This is a genomic window from Micromonospora sp. CCTCC AA 2012012 (assembly GCF_040499845.1).
GTDB lineage: Bacteria > Actinomycetota > Actinomycetes > Mycobacteriales > Micromonosporaceae > Micromonospora > Micromonospora mangrovi.
In genome coordinates this window covers 2,386,386-2,402,096 of sequence record NZ_CP159342.1, presented here as the reverse complement: position 1 = coordinate 2,402,096, position 15,711 = coordinate 2,386,386, and the positions used below count along the sequence as shown (strand labels likewise).

The 15,711-nt window shown below is 73.8% G+C and carries 13 protein-coding genes and 1 pseudogene; 11 read left to right on the top strand and 3 right to left on the bottom strand.

The window, feature by feature from the left end; translation table 11 throughout:
• Positions 1–36: 36 nt before the first annotated feature.
• From ABUL08_RS10705 to ABUL08_RS10695, 3 genes are read left to right on the top strand one after another with little or no spacing between them, the layout of a single operon-like run.
• Positions 37–405 (top strand): DUF1622 domain-containing protein, encoded by a 369-nt coding sequence (locus tag ABUL08_RS10705; RefSeq protein ID WP_350937006.1) that lies wholly within the window; start codon positions 37–39, stop codon positions 403–405.
• The gene (locus tag ABUL08_RS10700) at positions 402–734 is read left to right on the top strand and encodes a hypothetical protein (RefSeq protein ID WP_350937004.1); all 333 of its coding nucleotides are present in this window, start codon (positions 402–404) and stop codon (positions 732–734) included. The genes ABUL08_RS10705 and ABUL08_RS10700 overlap by 4 nt, the downstream gene beginning before the upstream one ends.
• The gene (locus ABUL08_RS10695) at positions 731–934 is read left to right on the top strand and encodes a hypothetical protein (RefSeq protein WP_350937001.1); all 204 of its coding nucleotides are present in this window, start codon (positions 731–733) and stop codon (positions 932–934) included. The genes ABUL08_RS10700 and ABUL08_RS10695 overlap by 4 nt, the downstream gene beginning before the upstream one ends.
• 47 nt (positions 935–981) lie before the next feature.
• Here the strand turns inward: ABUL08_RS10695 and nhaA are convergent.
• Positions 982–2,294 (bottom strand): annotated as a pseudogene (gene nhaA, locus ABUL08_RS10690) (Na+/H+ antiporter NhaA); the annotation flags it as partial.
• 164 nt (positions 2,295–2,458) lie between these two features.
• Positions 2,459–4,306, bottom strand: a complete 1,848-nt coding sequence (locus tag ABUL08_RS10685; RefSeq protein ID WP_350936998.1) for a polysaccharide biosynthesis protein — start codon at positions 4,304–4,306, stop codon at positions 2,459–2,461.
• 186 nt (positions 4,307–4,492) lie between these two features.
• Here ABUL08_RS10685 and ABUL08_RS10680 point away from each other — a divergent pair, with 186 nt between their 5' ends.
• Entirely contained in the window at positions 4,493–5,950 is a 1,458-nt protein-coding gene (locus tag ABUL08_RS10680; RefSeq protein WP_350936996.1) for a tyrosine-protein kinase domain-containing protein, read from the top strand.
• On the opposite strand, the gene ABUL08_RS10675 is transcribed toward ABUL08_RS10680, so the two are convergent.
• Complete coding sequence (locus ABUL08_RS10675) at positions 5,931–6,485, bottom strand: arsenate reductase/protein-tyrosine-phosphatase family protein (RefSeq protein ID WP_350936993.1); 555 nt, start codon at positions 6,483–6,485, stop codon at positions 5,931–5,933. The genes ABUL08_RS10680 and ABUL08_RS10675 overlap by 20 nt on opposite strands.
• A 144-nt stretch (positions 6,486–6,629) precedes the next feature.
• Here ABUL08_RS10675 and ABUL08_RS10670 point away from each other — a divergent pair, with 144 nt between their 5' ends.
• The 7 genes from ABUL08_RS10670 to ABUL08_RS10640 all read left to right on the top strand — a co-directional run bounded on the left by ABUL08_RS10670 (position 6,630) and on the right by ABUL08_RS10640 (position 15,708).
• A complete protein-coding gene (locus ABUL08_RS10670) occupies positions 6,630–7,883 on the top strand; it encodes a glycosyltransferase family 4 protein (protein WP_350936992.1) in 1,254 nt (417 codons plus the stop codon).
• Positions 7,884–8,041: 158 nt separating this feature from the next.
• A complete protein-coding gene (locus tag ABUL08_RS10665; RefSeq protein WP_350936990.1) occupies positions 8,042–9,769 on the top strand; it encodes a DUF4012 domain-containing protein in 1,728 nt (575 codons plus the stop codon).
• A 12-nt stretch (positions 9,770–9,781) separates the two neighbouring features.
• On the top strand, positions 9,782–10,441 hold the full coding sequence (locus ABUL08_RS10660) for a peptidase associated/transthyretin-like domain-containing protein (protein ID WP_350936988.1): 660 nt from the start codon (positions 9,782–9,784) through the stop codon (positions 10,439–10,441).
• Positions 10,442–10,542: 101 nt separating this feature from the next.
• The gene (locus ABUL08_RS10655) at positions 10,543–10,962 is read left to right on the top strand and encodes a protein-tyrosine phosphatase family protein (protein ID WP_350936987.1); all 420 of its coding nucleotides are present in this window, start codon (positions 10,543–10,545) and stop codon (positions 10,960–10,962) included.
• A gap of 197 nt (positions 10,963–11,159) precedes the next feature.
• Positions 11,160–13,049 (top strand): glycosyltransferase, encoded by a 1,890-nt coding sequence (locus ABUL08_RS10650; RefSeq protein ID WP_350936985.1) that lies wholly within the window; start codon positions 11,160–11,162, stop codon positions 13,047–13,049.
• Positions 13,046–14,674 (top strand): glycosyltransferase family 39 protein, encoded by a 1,629-nt coding sequence (locus ABUL08_RS10645; RefSeq protein WP_350936983.1) that lies wholly within the window; start codon positions 13,046–13,048, stop codon positions 14,672–14,674. Before ABUL08_RS10650 ends, ABUL08_RS10645 begins: the two co-directional genes overlap by 4 nt.
• Complete coding sequence (locus ABUL08_RS10640; protein WP_350936982.1) at positions 14,671–15,708, top strand: glycoside hydrolase family 6 protein; 1,038 nt, start codon at positions 14,671–14,673, stop codon at positions 15,706–15,708. The genes ABUL08_RS10645 and ABUL08_RS10640 overlap by 4 nt, the downstream gene beginning before the upstream one ends.
• The last annotated feature ends 3 nt before the right edge of the window (positions 15,709–15,711 follow it).

Sequence of the window (15,711 nt, the reverse complement as noted above, 5' to 3'; positions counted from 1 at the left end):
GAGGACGGGTAACGCCCCGGGGTGCGGTGGTCGGAGGTGCTTCGCCACGGCGACCAGATCCTGGTCGCCGTGGTGGAGGTCGCCGGCGCGCTGGTCATCTTCGTCGGCGCGGTCTGGGCGGCGCTGCGCTTCGTGGTCGTCGGACTGCGGCAGCGCAGCGCCGCCCTGTTCACGCCGATCCGGCTCTCCCTCGGCCGGTTCCTCACCCTCGGTCTGGAGTTCCAGCTCGCCGCGGACATCCTGCGTACCGCGGTGTCGCCGACCTTCGCCCAGATCGGTCAGCTCGCCGCGATCGCCACCATCCGGACCGCGCTCAACTTCTTCCTCCGCCGGGAGATCGTCCAGGAGCAGCAGCAGGTCCAGGGGGAACGTCGGGTCGAGACCACCGACCGGCCACCGCGGTGACCACCGCGCTGGTGGACCTGACCACCGCGCTGGCCTTCCTCGCCGGCCTCAGCACGCTGGCCACCACCGGTGCCTGGCGGGTCGCGCTGCGGGTGCTGCTGGACCTGCTGGTCGCCGCCGGCCTGCTGCATCTCTCCCTGGCCCGCAGCTGGTCGGCGCTGGGCGCGGCGGCGGCCGTGGTCGCCCTGCGGCAGGTCCTCTGGGCGACGCTGGCCGCCGGGTTGCCCGCCCCGGTGCGAAGATCCCCGCCGCGCTGCGGGGGAGACGATCACCGCTTAGCGTGGGCGACGAGAGGCGAACCTGACCACGACCGGAGGACATGCTCATGAGCAGGCACGACGAGCCCAACGAGTACGGCTTCGCCGGTGGCGCCACCGCGCCCGAGCCGCCGCCCGGCGGGCGCCCCGACGAGCAGGATCTCGCCGAGGAGGTCGCGGTGCCGGGCGACGACCTGACCGAGCCGTTCGCCGACGCGCTGGAGGAGACCGAGGAGACCGACGAGGAGCGGGCGGCCGACCGTCGGCGGTGAACGGGGAGGGACCGTCCGGGTCGGCCCGGACGGTCCGTCCGTCCGGATCAGGCCTCGGGCGCGGGACGCTCCTGGTAGACGTCGGGCACGCCGTCCCCGTCGGCGTCGCGGCTCTCCCGTTCGGCGATCCGCCGGTAGACCGCGTTGCGCCGGCGCAGCACCACCGAGGCGAGGACGGCGGCGGTCACCGAGCCGAGCAGCACCGCCGCCTTGACCCGCTCGTCGGCCGTACTGCCGGCGCCGAAGGCCAGCTCGCCGATCAGCAGCGACACGGTGAAGCCGATGCCGGCCAGCAGCGCCACCCCGAACAGGTCGGCCCAGCCGATCTCCTCGTCCAGTTCGGCGCGGGTGAACCGGGCCAGCAGGAAGGTCGACCCGAAGACCCCGATGGTCTTGCCGAGCACCAGCCCGGCCACCACGGCGAGCACCAGCGGGTCGGTGAGCACCTCGGCCAGGTCGGTGCCGACCAGCGACACACCGGCGGCGAAGAACGCGAAGACGGGCACCGCGAAGCCGGCCGACAGGGGCCGCCACCGGTGCTCCAGCCGCTCCGCCAGGCCCGGCCCGCCGCCCCGGGACGGCAGCACCGGCACGGTGAAGCCGAGCAGCACCCCGGCCACCGTGGCGTGCACGCCGGACGCGTGCACCAGCGCCCACGCGGCGACGCCGAGCGGGATGAGCGCCCACGACCAGAGGAGCCGCCGCTGCACCAGCAGGGCGAACAGCCCGATCGGCACGAGGGCGCCGAGCAGCGGCAGCGGGTGGAACTCCGCGGTGTAGAAGACCGCGATGATGGTGATCGCGAAGAGGTCGTCGACCACGGCCAGGGTGAGCAGGAAGGCCCGCATTCCGGCCGGCAGGTGGGAGCCGACGACCGCCAGCACCGCCAGGGCGAAGGCGATGTCGGTGGCGGTGGGGATGGCCCAGCCGCGCAGTCCCGTCCCGCCGGTCGCCATGACGACCGCGACGTAGCAGAGGGCGGGCAGCAGCATGCCGCCCAGCGCGGCCACCACCGGCAGCGCCGCGCGACGCGGGTCGCGCAGGTCGCCGGCGACGAACTCGCGTTTGAGTTCCAGCCCGACCACGAAGAAGAAGATCGCCAGCAGGCCGTCGGCGGCCCACGCGGCCAGGCTGAGGTCGAGGTGCAGCGCGGACCCGCCGGGCCACGGCACCCAGCGGCCCAGTTCGGCGTACGAGGACCGCCACGGCGAGTTGGCCCAGAGCAGGGCCACGACGGCGCCGAACAGCAGCAGTCCACCGCCCACCGTCTCGGTCCGCAGCACGTCGGCCAGGAACCGCGCCTCGGGCCAGGACCGGCGGGAGAAGAGCCGGTCCGTGCGGTGCCGCTGGTCGGGGTTCGGGGTGGGAAGGGTCACGCGGTTCACCTCGGGGTCGGGGCAGGGGGGAGCCAACCGCCGACCAGACTTCCCGGCACACCGTCTCCGACCCTATCCGGCCCGCGGCCGTCGGGCACCGGTGGCGGTGGGCCGGGCCGGGTGACCCGGCCCGGCCCACCGCCGCAGCTCAGCGGGGCGCCGGCACCGGGGTGAGCGGGGCGGTGGTGCTGGTGCAGAGGGCCGCCATGCGCTTGACCAGCTCGTCCGGGTCGGCGTACGGGTCGAGTCCCCGCACCTCACGCGGGTCGAGTTCGGGCACCCGGACGTGCGAGATGAGCGGGTGCAGCGGCCGGCTGTCGGTCTCGTCGGCGCCGAAGAGGTGTTCGTGCAGCTTCTCGCCGGGGCGCAGGCCGGTGAAGACGATCTCGGCCGGGGTGGCGGCGTCGGCGGCGAGCCGGCGGGCGACGTCCGCGATCCGGACCGGCTCGCCCATGTCGAGCACCAGGGCCTCGCCGCCGCGGCCGATCGTCGCCGCCTGGAGCACCAGGTGCACCGCCTCCTGGACGGTCATGAAGTACCGGGTGACGTCGGGGTGGGTGACCGTGATCGGCACGCCGGCCTCGAGCTGCGCCTGGAACGCGGTCAGCACCGAGCCACGGCTGCTGAGCACGTTGCCGAAGCGGACGCTGAGGTACGCCCCGCCGTGCTGCGCGGCGTGGTGGGCGGTCAGCCGTTCGGTGATCCGCTTCGAGTAGCCGAGCACACTGATCGGGTTGGCGGCCTTGTCGGTGGAGATGTTGACGAACTCCGTCACGTCCCCGCACGCCTCCAGGACGTTCAGGGTGCCCCAGATGTTGGTCTTGATCGCCTCGCCGGGGTGCCGTTGGAGCATGGTCAGGTGCTTGAGCGCGGCGGCGTGGAAGACGATGTCCGGCTGCCGGTCGGCGACGATCCGGGCGATCGCCTCGGCGTCGCGGATGTCGGCCAGGATCAGGTCCGGTCCGTCCAGCAGCGCCCGACCGTGCAGTGACATCTGCAGGGAGTGCAGCGCCGACTCGTCCCGGTCCAGCATCATCAGCTCGCCCGGCTCGCAGCGGGCGATCTGCCGGCACAGCTCCGAGCCGATCGAACCGCCCGCCCCGGTGACCAGGACCCGGCGGCCGGCGAGCTTGTTGCGCTCCATGGCCAGCTCGGCCACCCGCTGCGCCCGGCCGAGCAGGTCGGTGATCTGCACGTCCCGGACGTCGGTCACGGTGACCGGGCGGTCCAGCAGCTCGCGTACCGGCGGGAGGACCTTGAAGGTGGCGCCGGCCTGGAGCGTGCGGCCCCGCACGTCGCGCATCAGCTCGGCGTCCGAGCCGCTCATCGAGAAGATGACCGTACGGGCCTGGGTGCGCCGCAGCGCCTCGTCGATCCGGTCCCGGCCGCCCAGCACGCGGACCCCCTCGACGCGCAGCCGGCGGTTGTCGGGGTTGTCGTCGAGCAGTCCCACCGGAAGGTAGCGGCTGGTCGGGTCCCCGAGCAGCGCCCGGACGAGCCGTTCGCTGGCGGCGTCCACGCCGTACACGAGGGTCCGCTCGGCGGTCGGAACCGGTCGGCGGTGCCGCTCCCGCCGCCACCGCCAGGTGGCCCGGGCGGTGGCCATCAGGACCAGGGCGACCGCGGTGCCGACCACCGGCGTGCTGGCCGGCACCGGTCGCTGCGGCATCGGCAGGAGAACGACCAGGGCGGCGAGGGTGACCACCGCGGCGCTGCCGGCCACCTCGCGAAGTTCTCCGGCGCTGCCGACGGCGTGTCGCCCGTGCACCCGGGAGCGCAGCACGAAGACGGCGGTGTGAAGGGCCGCGCAGGCCAGCGCGCCGACCAGAACGCGCCCGACCTGGGCGGCGGTGAGGTCGAATTCGTAGCGGGTCCACGCCGCGGTGAGAAATCCGCCGCACCACGCGGCGCTGTCCAGCGTTAACAGAGACAGGACGGCCGCTCGGCGGGCGATCCGGTCGCGGACGGGTCTGGCGGCGGTGACAGTGCGGTCCATGGTTGTCCCCTGCATCCGATCCGGTAATGGGAGGATTGGCACTGTATGCACAGTTTGGATGGTCTACATTCTGTGAGTCGCTCCCCGCGATGTTTGAGCGGTTTAGATACTTACACGTCGTTTGTGCCCATAGGGGGATTTCGTGCAGTTTCACCGGCTAGCTGACCTGGCGGGACGGGGGATGTGATGGATGTTCGCGGCTACCTACGCCTGATCCGCCGCCACTGGTGGATCGTGCTGATCACCCTCATGGCCGGGCTCGGTACGGCGGCGCTCGTCACGGTGCGCACGCCACCCCGCTACGTCGCCTCGGTGACCTTCTTCGTGACCACCCCCAGCCAGGGCGTCACCGACGCCTACCAGGGCGGCCTCTTCCTCCAGCAGCGGGTGAAGTCCTACGCCGACCTGCTGACCAGCGATCGGCTGGCGCAGAGCGTGGTGGCCGAGAGCCCGCTCGGCCTCACCGCCGACCAGGTCCAGGGCCGGGTCAGCACCTCCACCGAGGCCGGCACGGTCCTGCTGCGGGCGACGTTCACCGACACCGACCAGAACCGGGCACTGAAGACCACCGAGACGCTCTCGGCGAAGTTCGTGGAACTCGTGCAGAAGGTGGAGACCCCGCCGGACGCCAAGTCCGCGCCGATCAAGCTGGAGGTGGTCAGCGGACCCAGGGTCAGCTCCAGCCCGGTGTCCCCGCAGCCGGCGCGGAACCTCGTCGTCGGTGGCCTGCTCGGCCTGCTGCTCGGCATGGCCCTGGCGGTGCTGCGCGGGCTGGCCGACGTCCGGATGCGCGACGCCGCCGCCCTGCAACGGGTCACCGGCAGTCCGCTGCTCGGCGAGATCCCCTTCGAGTCCGGCGCCCGGTCCGCCCCGCTCATCGTCGGCGAGGCGGCCAACTCGGTACGCGCCGAGGCGGTCCGCAAGCTGCGCACCAACCTGCGCTTCGTGGACGTGCACGAGCCGGCCCGGGTCATCGCCGTCACCAGCGCCCTGCAGGGCGAGGGGAAGACGACGCTCTCCTGCAACGTGGCCATCGCGCTGGCCGAGGCGGGCTGGCGGGTGCTGCTCATCGACGCCGACCTGCGCCGTCCCAAGGTCGCCGAATACCTCGGCCTCGACGGTGGCGTCGGCCTCACCGACGTGCTGGTCGGCGACGTCCAGGTCGGTGACGTGGTGCAGCGGTGGGGGGACAAGTCCCTGCTGGTGCTGCCCAGCGGCGCGGCCCCGCCCAACCCGAGCGAGCTGCTGGGCTCCAAGGCCATGGCGGACCTGCTGCTCGCCCTGCGGGAGTCCGCGGACATCGTCATCATCGACACCGCGCCGCTGCTGGCCGTCACCGACGGGGTGGTGGTCGCCGTGCAGGCCGACGGTGCGCTCCTGGTCACCCAGCAGGGTCGTACCTCGCGCAGCCAGGTGGCCGCGGCGGCCCGGTCGCTGCACTCGGTCTCGGTGCGGCTGCTCGGCTGCGTGCTGAACATGGCCAAGGTGCCGAAGGCGGACGCCTACCAGTACGAGAGCTACCGCGTCACGGTGCCGGCGGCGCCGGCCGCCGTACCCGCCGATCGGGCCCGTGCGGCCCGGCACGGCGCCGCCGCGAACGACGGCGACGACCGGACCCGGGAACTCAGCCGGCTGCCGCGATGAGCGCGACCAGGGCTCCGATCGACCGCTCGATCTCCTCGGCGCAGCGCCGGAAGTCCGCCGGCGAACCGCCGATCGGGTCGCGCAGGTCGTCCGCCTCCCCGGGGGCGGGTTGCAGCCGCCCCCGGGCCCGGGCCGCCGCCTCGACCGCGGCGCGCAGCACGGCGCCGTCGTGGTCCTTCGGGGCCTCGGCCGCCGCGGCGAGCCGGCCGAACTGGCGCACGGTGAAGGTCCGGTGCAGCACGGTCGGGGCCAACGCCGTGCAGTGCGACCGCTGCCGCCGGGTCGCGGTGAGCACCAGGGTCGCGCCGGTCAGGTGCTCCGGCCGCAGCTCGCGGGTGCGGAAGCCGGTCGGGTCGGCGCCCGTCCCGGCCGCCACCTCCGCCGCGTACGGGTGCATCGGCCGACCGTCGAGCGCGTTGGTGCCGGCGCTGGCCACGGGGACCGAATGGTCGGCGAGGAGCCGGCGGGCGATGAACTCGGCCATCGGCGACCGGCACATGTTGGCGTGGCACACGAAGAGCACCCCGGCGTCCATCTGGATCCCTCTCGTCGGCGCGACCGCGGGACGGACGCCCGTGGCGGCGGCATGCCGGCGGTCGCGGCCGGACGCGGAGGGGGTGCCGGCATCGTACGGGGCGGCCGGGCCCGGCCGGCCGCATGCCGCGCCGGGAGGCCGGTCATGAAGATCGGGATTCTCTCCTACCACTTCCCGCCGGAGCCGGCCTTCATCCCCGGCAGCCTGGCCGAGGAGCTGGCCGCCCGGGGCCACGAGGTACGCGTCCTCACCGGCTTCCCGGACTATCCGGGCGGCCAGGTCTATCCGGGTTGGCGGCAGCGCTGGCGACACCAGACGCGCAGCGAGCGGCTGACCGTCCGCCGGGTGCCCCGCTACGCGGGAGGTGACGGCTCGACCGGTGCCCGGATGGCGAGCTGGCTCTCCTTCGCCGGCAGCGTGGCGCTGGCCGGCCGCCGCTATCTGCGCGACGTCGACGCGCTGTACGTCTTCCAGCTGCCGCCGCTCACCTTCGCCAGTGCGGGCCTGCTGCGGCTGCTCGGTCGGGTGCCGACGGTGCTGCACGTGCAGGACGTCTGGTCGGAGGAGAGCGCGGTCGGCGACGGCGATCCGCGCGGCTGGTCGGGCCGGCTGGGCGCGACCCTGCGCCGGCTCTACCGGGAGGTCGACGGCATCGCGGTCAGCGCACCGTCGATGCGCGGGCTGGTGGTCGACGGCGGCGCCGACCCGCGCCGGGTGCGGGTGGTGCTGAACTGGACCGACGAGCGGATCTTCCACCCGGCGCGGCCGGGTGCCGCCGCCCGCCGGCTGGTCCGCCGGGACGGCCGGTGCGTGGTGATGCACGCCGGGACGATCGGGATGCGGCAGGGGCTGGAGACCGCGGTCCGCGCGGCGGCGGCGCTGGAGGACCGACTGGACCTCGTGCTGGTCGGCTCGGGCGCGCAGGAGCGGCGGGTGCGGGGGCTCGCCGCCGAGCTGCGGGCGGAGAACGTGCGCTTCGTGGAACGGCGGTCGCCGGCCGACATGCCGCAGCTCTACGCGGCGGCCGACTATCAGCTGGTGATGCTCCGGGACCTGCCGGAGCTGCGGGGCACGGTGCCCGGCAAGCTCCAGGCCGCCCTGGCCTGCGCCTCGCCGGTGGTCGCGTCCGCCGCCGGTGACACGGTGGCGCTGGTCGAGCGCGCCCGGGCCGGGCTGTCCTGCCCTCCGGAGGACTGGGCCGCGTTGGCCGATCGGCTGTGGCTGGCCTCGGCGATCCCGGCGGCGGCCCGGGCGGAGATGGGACAGCGGGGGCGCGACGCCTACCTGCGGGAGATGTCCCTGCGGGCCGGCGTCGACCAGATCGAACAGATGCTCTACGAGGTCGCGGCCGGCGCCGCCCGGACCGGGGGACCGGTGGCGCGGAGTTCGCAAAAGTGATTCCACGCCTGAATAACGTGAAACGACGCATCTGGTCGAGATTTCATGCTAGAAAACGGTCAATGGGCATTTTTGTCCGTTTTTCCGGAGTGAGGAGTGCGGTGACCGAGAGCGGTGAGTCGCGACGTCGACGGAGGCGGTCGCGGCGCCGCAGCAGAGTGCGGGTTCGCCGTGCGCTGCTGTCCGGCCTGGTCGTCGTCTCGCTGCTGCTGCTCGGCGGCGGCTGGGTCGCGTTCCGCGGCTGGCAGGCCCGGGCCCACCTGCTCAACGCGGCCGGCCTGGCCCAGCAGCTCAGCGCCGACGTCGTCGGAGGTGACACCGCCCGGGCCCAGCGGACCCTGGCGGCGCTGCAGGAGCAGGCCCGCTCCGCCCGGGACGCGACCACCGACCCGGGCTGGTGGCTCGGCCAGCGGACCCCGTACGCCGGTGACGACCTGGCGACCGTGCACCTGATCGCCAGCGCCATCGACGACCTGTCGCGGCAGGCGTTCCCGGCCCTCCTGCGGGTCGACCTGTCCACCCTGGTGCCCCGGCAGGGGCGGCTCGACCTGGGCCGGCTGCGTACCGCCTCCGGCGAACTCGCCGGGGCCGACCGCGCCGTACGCGACACGCGGAGCAGGTTGGCGGCGGTGCCCACCGGGAACCTCGTCGCCCAGATCCGCGACGCGCTCTCCGCCCTGCGCGCGGAGATCGACCGGCTCGCCGACCTGACCGGTGCCGCCGCCCAGGCCGCCCGGGTGATGCCGCCGCTGCTCGGCGCCGACGGACCCCGGCGCTACCTGCTGGTGTCGCAGAATCCCGCCGAGCTGCGCGCGACCGGCGGCATGTTCGGTGCCTATGCGGTGATCCGCGCCGAGAACGGCCGGGTCAGCCTCGGTGAGCAGGGCAGCAGCGCCTCGTTGCACCGGGCCGACCCGCCGTTGCGGGTCGAGCCGGAGCTCCGGCGGCTCTGGACGGACCTGCCCGGCATGTATCCCGCCGACGTCAACCTCGGCCCGCAGTTCCCGACGGCCGCCGCCCTCTACCGGGAGATGGTCCGGCGGCGGACCGGCGTCGCCGCGGACGGGGTGCTGGCGGTGGATCCGGTGGTGCTGTCGTACCTGCTCAGGGCGACCGGACCGGTGCCCGTCGCGGGTGGTGCGCCGTTGACCGCCGAGACGGTGGTCCGCACCCTGCTCAGCGATGCCTACCGGGACCTGGACCAGTCCGCCCAGGACGGCTACTTCGCCTCCGCTGCCTCTGCCGTCTTCGACGCCTTCCTCACCAAACGGGTGGACGCGCGGGTTCTTTTAGGGGCTTTTAACCGTTCTGTGGCGGAACGTCGGATATTGTTCTGGAGTGCCCATCAGGGAGAGCAGGACATCCTCGGCGACAGCCGGTTGACCGGGACGCTCCCCGAGAAGGACACCGTGCCGACGGTCGGCGTGTTCCTCAACGACGGCACCGGCGCGAAGCTCGGCTACTACCTGAGGTTCTCGGCGAGCCTGACGGTCGGTGACTGTCAGGCCGAGGGGCGCCGGGAGCTGCGGCTGCGGGTGACCGTGCACTCCACCGCACCGCGTTCGGGCCTGACCGAATCGGTCACCGGCCTCGCCCTCGCCGGCGAACCGTACACCGCCCGCACCTTCGTGACGGTGTACAGCCCGACCGGCGGGGCGGTGCTCGGCGGCCGGCTCGACGGGAAGACGACGGCGATGGGCGGCGGGACCGACCGTCGCCGCCAGGTCACCCTCGCGACCGTCGACGTCCGACCCGGGGCGACCCGGACCCTCGATTTCACCCTGGTGACCGGGCGAACCAGCGCCGGCACCGCCGACCTGGTGCTCACCCCCACCGTCACCCCATGGACCACCCAAGTTGTTTCCGCACCAAGCTGTGACCAGTAGGAGGAACTCACCATGCGGCTATCCCGCATCATCATGGCGCTCACGGTCGGCCTGGCCGCTGTGGCCGTGCCGACCGCGGCGAGCGCGGCCCAGCCGCAGCCCTCACCGACGGTCGGCACGCCCCAGCCACCGGTGTACGTGCCCCAGCCGCCCGTCCTGACGCTCGACGACCCGACCATCACCCTGGGCCAGAGCTTCGTGCTGCGCGGCAGCGGCTTCACGCCCAACACCACGGCGACCATCGACGTGTCCATCACCGCGCTGCCCGTCGCCGCACCCGCTCCCGGGACGGCCCGGCTCAGCGACGGCAGCAACGTCGCCATCGCGGCGGTGGCGTTCGAGCAGCCGCAGCCGGCGCCGCTGCACTTCACGGTGCGGGTCGACGCCAGCGGCAACTTCACCGTCACCTACCGGCCGAACCGGCCCGGGCGGTACACCTTCACCGCGCGGGACGAGGTGACCGGCCTGACCGCCAGCGTCACCGGCACCGTCCTGCCGGTCCGGCCGACCCACCCGCCGCGCCCGCCGCACCACGGGGGTCTGCCCGTCACCGGGTCCAGCCTCAGCACGCCGATGAAGCTCGGTGGCGGCCTCGTCGGGGCGGGCGCCGTCCTGGTGCTGCTGTCGCTGGCGTGGCGTCGCCGGAGCCGCTTCGGCATCGGTGCGCGCTGACCTGAGCGGCGCACCGGGCCCGGCCCGGACCACCGCGGGTGCCCGTCGGACTCTCGTCCGGCGGGCACCCGCGCGTGCGTACGACCGGGCACAATGAGCGGATGAGCACGGCGACGGCGTGGACGGACCGGACCGGGCTGGTGGTGCTGCCCGGCGGCGCCGTGGTGCGGGGACGCCGGATCGCCGCCACCGTGTCGCCCGCCGACTTCGCCCTGCTGCTCGCCCCCGGCCCGATCCCGGCCTGGCCGCACCGCCGGGTCCGCTGGCCCGACTTCCTCGTTCCCCTGGACCCCGCCGACGCCTGGGACGCGCTGCGCGAGGCGCGGCGCCGGGCGTACGCCGGGGAGCGGGTGGAGGTGGCCTGCCGGGGCGGCATCGGCCGGACCGGCACGGCGCTGGCTGCCCTCGCCGTCCTCGACGGGCTGCCGCCCGAGCGGGCGCTCGCCTGGGTGCGTGAGCACCACCACCCGCGCGCGGTGGAGACACCGTGGCAGCGGCGCTGGCTGCGCCGGATCCGCTGACCCGGCGCTGTGGCGCTGGGCACGTCACGGTTTCCGCAGCTCAACACGGGTAGGAGGGGCCTGCGTCCGCACCGGCTGGCGGGGCCCGAACCGGGCCGTGCCGCGTCCCGGCTCCCGCCCCGACCGGTGGACGCGTCGCCGTGACGGCCGTTCGCCGGCCATCGGCGTGAACCCCCGACGCCGATCGAGAGGCCCGTGTGCGTCCCGTCCTCAAGCTGCTCCGGCAGCGCGAAACCTGGATCTTCCTGACCGTCGGCGGTGCCGTGGCGGTGATCGGCCACGCCCTGCTGGTGGCGCTGATCGCGGCCGGCGCCAGCCCCGCGCTCGCGAACGCGGTGCAACTGGTCGTCACCCTCCAGCTCAGCTTCGTCGCCCACGACCGGCTGACCTGGGGACGCGGCACCGGACGAGCGGCCGGCCGTTGGTGGCGGTTCCAGACCGCGCGGGGCGGCAGCGCCCTGCTGAGCCTCGTCGCGTTCCCGCTGCTCGTGCCGGTGGTCGGCGCCTCGGTCGCCTACTGGGCGCTGGTCGTGGCCGGGACGGCGATCAACTACTGCTCGGACCGCTTCTGGTCCTTCGCGCACCGCCCCGACCCGCCACGGCGGCGGGGCACCCACCGGCGGCCCACCCCGGCCGGGTGGCGGATCGGTCGGCTGGCCGCCGCCCTGGCCGCCCTGACCGTGTCGGCTGTGCTCTTCCTCGACGTCTTCCTGACCACGGTGTCGCTCTTCATGCTGGCCGTCGCGATCACCACCCTGGCGTTCCAGCTCTACAAGTGGTGGCTGCCGGAGCACAACGACCCGGACCGGTACGGCGAGCCGGACGCCCCGCAACTGCCCGGCGTGATCCTGGTGCCGATGCGGCACGAGGAGGCCGTCGCCGGTCACACCCTGGAACGGCTGGCCAACCTCGACCACCCGGACTACTGGGTGGTGCCGATCATCGACCACCCGGACGACCCGGGGACGGCGGCCATCGCGCACGCCAAGGCCGCCCGCTATCCGGGCCGGGTGCTCGTCGCGGCCTACCCGGAGGACACCGAGGTGCACAACAAGCCGATCGGCCTGAACGCCGCGGTCCGCGAACTGGACCGGTTGGGTGTCCACTACGAGTGGATCGGCATCGCCGACGCCGAGGACCTGTTCCACCCGGACCTGCTGCGCATGGTCGACTACCGGTTCCGCCGCACCGGGGCGGGCATCGTGCAGTGCGGGGTGCAGCTGATGAACTTCAGCGCCGACCCGCGTACGCAGCCGCTGCCCGCCGGGCGGCTGCCCCGGCTGCGCCGGTGGCTGCGCGCCAACGCCTCCGGCTGGTGGCGGGCGGCCAACGTGCTGGAGTACTACAAGTGGTTCCAGTCCCGGCTGAAGCTCCAGGCCGTCACGAAGGTGATGCCGCTCGGCGGCAACACCGTCTTCTTCCGGCGCGAGTTCCTCGACGCGCTGCGCCGCCGTTACGGGGCGTACTGGGACGAGGACTGCCTCACCGAGGACTGCAAGATCGGCATGGTGGCCTCGGTGCTCGGCTACGACGTCGACGTCGTCTACGTCGACGAACTGGTGACCCGGGAGGAGACTCCCGACACGCTGCGCGGCCTGGTCCGCCAGCGGGTGCGCTGGATGCAGGGCTTCATCCAGGTCTTCACCGAGCGGGAGTGGCTGGCGCTGCCCCGGCCCTGGCAGAAGGTCCTCGCCGTCTACGTGCTCGGCTTCCAGTTCTTCCAGGCCTTCTCCGTCGTCCTCGCCCCGGTGGCGCTGGCCCTCGCGCTGGCGCACAAGTCGCCGGTGGTGGTCGCGCTGCTGGCCAGCGTCCCGCTCGGGATCAGCCTGCTCACCATCGCCCTCGACGTGCTGATGCTGCACCAGTTCGGACGCACCTTCGGCCAGCGGGTCCGGCTGCGCGACCACCTCGGCGTGGTGCTCGGCGGCTACCCGTACCAGGTGGTGCTCTCGGTGGCCGGGGTGTGGGCGCTGCTGCGGCACCTGACCGGGCGTACCGACTGGGTGAAGACCGCGCACAGCGGCGCGCACCTCGGTGCGCCGCCCGCGGCCGACGAGGCCCGGGTGCCGGTGGGGGTGGTCGCGTGACCAGCACGATCGAGCCACCCACCATCGACCTGCGCACCGTCGCCGACATCGACCGGGCGCTGCCCGCCCACCGCCGGGCCCGCGTCGGGCTCCAGGTGTGGGCCGCCCGGCACGGCCGCAGCATCGCGCTGCTGGTGCCGCTGCTCGCCCTCGTCGGCACGATCCACGCGGTCGGCATGTCGACCTTCCCCGGGTACGTCGACGACCCCGGCACCTACCTGTCCCAGGCCTGGTCCCTGCGCTACGAGGGACAGCTCTCGCCCTACTCGTACTTCTACGACCACGCGCCCGGCGGCTGGATCCAGCTCGCCGCCTGGGCGGCGCTGACCGACGGTTTCGACCGGTACGAGTCGGCGATCGCCTTCGGCAACGAGTGCATGCTGATCGCCAAGGTGGCCGCCGCCGGTCTGCTCTTCGTGCTGGCCCGCCGCCTCGGGCTGGGCCGGGTCGCCGCCGCGGTGGCCGTGCTGCTGTTCGGCCTGTCGCCGCTGGCCGTCGTCTACGGCCGCTGGACGTTCCTCGACAACCTGGTCACCCCGTGGCTGCTGCTGGCGTTCGTGCTGGCGTACTCGCCACGCCGCAGCATCGCCGCCGGCATCGGCGCGGCGCTCGCCTTCGCCATGGCGGCGCTCACCAAGGAGACGTCGCTGTTGCTGCTACCGGCCTTCGGCTGGGCCATGGTGCAGAACCTGGACCGTCGCAACCGGCCGCAGGTGCTGGTGACCGCCGGCTTCGCCGGTGCCCTGCTGATGGCGATGTACCCGCTGTTCGCCCTCTTCAAGGGCGAACTGTTCGAGGGGCCCGGGCACAACAGCCTGCTCGGCACCGCGCAGTGGCAGCTCGACGGTCGGTCCTCCAGCGGTTCGGTCCTCGACGCCGGCAGCGCCACCCACCAGCAGGTGCTCAACTGGTTCCAGTACGACCACTGGCTGCCCCTGCTCGGTCTCGCCGCGCTGCCGGTGGCCCTGCTGGTGCGCCGGCTGCGACCCGCCGCGCTCGCCCTCGCGATCGGCTGGCTGGTGCTGGTGCGCGGCGGCTACGTGCCGTTCATGCACGTGATCAACCTGCTGCCGTGGAGCGCCCTGCTGATCGCCGGGGTGGGCAGCGCGATCGCCGGCACCCCGGGCCTGGTCCCGACCGGCTGGCTCCGCCGCCGGGCGAGGCAGGGCTTCGGGTACGGCTTCCGCGTCGCCACCGCCGCGTTGCTGCTGATCGGGCTGGCCGGCGTCACCACCGTCGCCTGGACGCCGCGGCTGCACCAGATGGCGACGGTCAGCCAGGAGCAGCCGCTCCGGTCGGCGACCACCTGGGTGGCCCGCAACGTGCCCCGCGACAAGACCCTCGTCGTGCACGACGCCATCTGGACGGACCTGGTGCACCACTACGGCTTCAACCCCCGACCGGTGATCGTCTACAAGCTCGACACCGACCCGGCGGTCCGGCGGGAGGTACGGCGGGTCGACTACCTGGTGGTGCCCGACTGGTACTACCGCACCGCCGACGCCGCCGAGAAGTACCCGACGCTGATGGAGGCCCGCAAGCACGCGGTGCCGGTGGCGAGCTTCGGTTCCGGCGACGACCGGGTGCAGGTGCTGCGGGTCAGCGAACACTGGATGCTGCCGTGACCCGGGCCCGCCGGACCGTACCGGCCCTCGTTCTCGCCCTCGTCGCCCTGCTGGCCGTGGGGTGCGTACACGTACCCGACACCACGCTGCGTCCCGAGCCGCCGGCGGTCCGCTACGCCCCGCCGCTGCACCCGTTCCGCGGCGCCACCCTGCACGTCGACCGGGAGACCGCGGCGGCCCGGTGGCAGGCCGCGCACGGCGGGAGCTGGCTGGACCCGGTCACCGGGCGACCGCAGGCCCGCTGGGTAAACGACCCGCGGGACATTCCCGCGGTGGCCACCCTCGCCCAGCGGGCCCGGCAGCGCGGCGAGCTGCCGGTCCTGGTCGCGTACTGGATCCCGAACCGGGGGTGCGGGAACTTCCGCGAGGGCGCGCCGGACGCCGCCGCCTACCGGGAGTACGTGACGAAGCTGATCCGGGCGTTGGGGCGTACCCGGTCGGTGGTGGTGATGGAGCCGGACGCGATCGCCGCCGACTGCTTCGACGCCGCCCGGGGCAAGCTGATCGCCGACGCGACGGCCCGGCTGGCGAAAGCGGGCCACGCCGTCTATCTGGACGCGGGGCACGCGCGGTGGCGCTCGACGGGGGAGACCGCGCAGCGGCTGCTCACCGCCGGCATCACCGCCGCCGAGGGGTTCGCGGTGAACGTGGCCAACCGGCAGACCACCGACGAGAGCTACCGCTGGGGGCGGGAGCTGTCCGACCTCGTCGGCGGCCGGGAGTTCGTGATCGACACCTCCCGCAACGGCGTCGGCCCCCCGCCGGACGACCCGGCCCGCGACGACGAGTGGTGCAACCCGGCCCGGCAGGCCCTGGGGCCGCCGCCCCGGCCCGTCACCGACCGGCCCGGACTCGCCGCGCTGCTCTGGATCAAGGACCCGGGGGAGTCGGACGGGAAGTGCGGGGGCGAGCGGACGTACCTGTTCACCCCGACCCAGGCGCGGACGTTGATCGCCGCCGCCTCCTGGCTGCCGGCGGTGCAGCGGGCCGCGGCCCGGGCGGCCCGTCCCGCACCGGTCGTCGACGCCGGCTGACCG

What these genes read in the sequence shown, in the direction of transcription:
- ABUL08_RS10670 (WP_350936992.1), top strand. Translation starts at nt 6,630, where the DNA reads ATGAAGATCGGGATTCTCTCCTACCACTTCCCGCCGGAGCCGGCCTTC.
- ABUL08_RS10660 (WP_350936988.1), top strand. Translation starts at nt 9,782, where the DNA reads ATGCGGCTATCCCGCATCATCATGGCGCTCACGGTCGGCCTGGCCGCT.
- ABUL08_RS10685 (WP_350936998.1), bottom strand. Translation starts at nt 4,306, where the DNA reads ATGGACCGCACTGTCACCGCCGCCAGACCCGTCCGCGACCGGATCGCC.
- ABUL08_RS10675 (WP_350936993.1), bottom strand. Translation starts at nt 6,485, where the DNA reads ATGGACGCCGGGGTGCTCTTCGTGTGCCACGCCAACATGTGCCGGTCG.
- ABUL08_RS10695 (WP_350937001.1), top strand. Translation starts at nt 731, where the DNA reads ATGAGCAGGCACGACGAGCCCAACGAGTACGGCTTCGCCGGTGGCGCC.
- ABUL08_RS10655 (WP_350936987.1), top strand. Translation starts at nt 10,543, where the DNA reads ATGAGCACGGCGACGGCGTGGACGGACCGGACCGGGCTGGTGGTGCTG.
- ABUL08_RS10680 (WP_350936996.1), top strand. Translation starts at nt 4,493, where the DNA reads ATGGATGTTCGCGGCTACCTACGCCTGATCCGCCGCCACTGGTGGATC.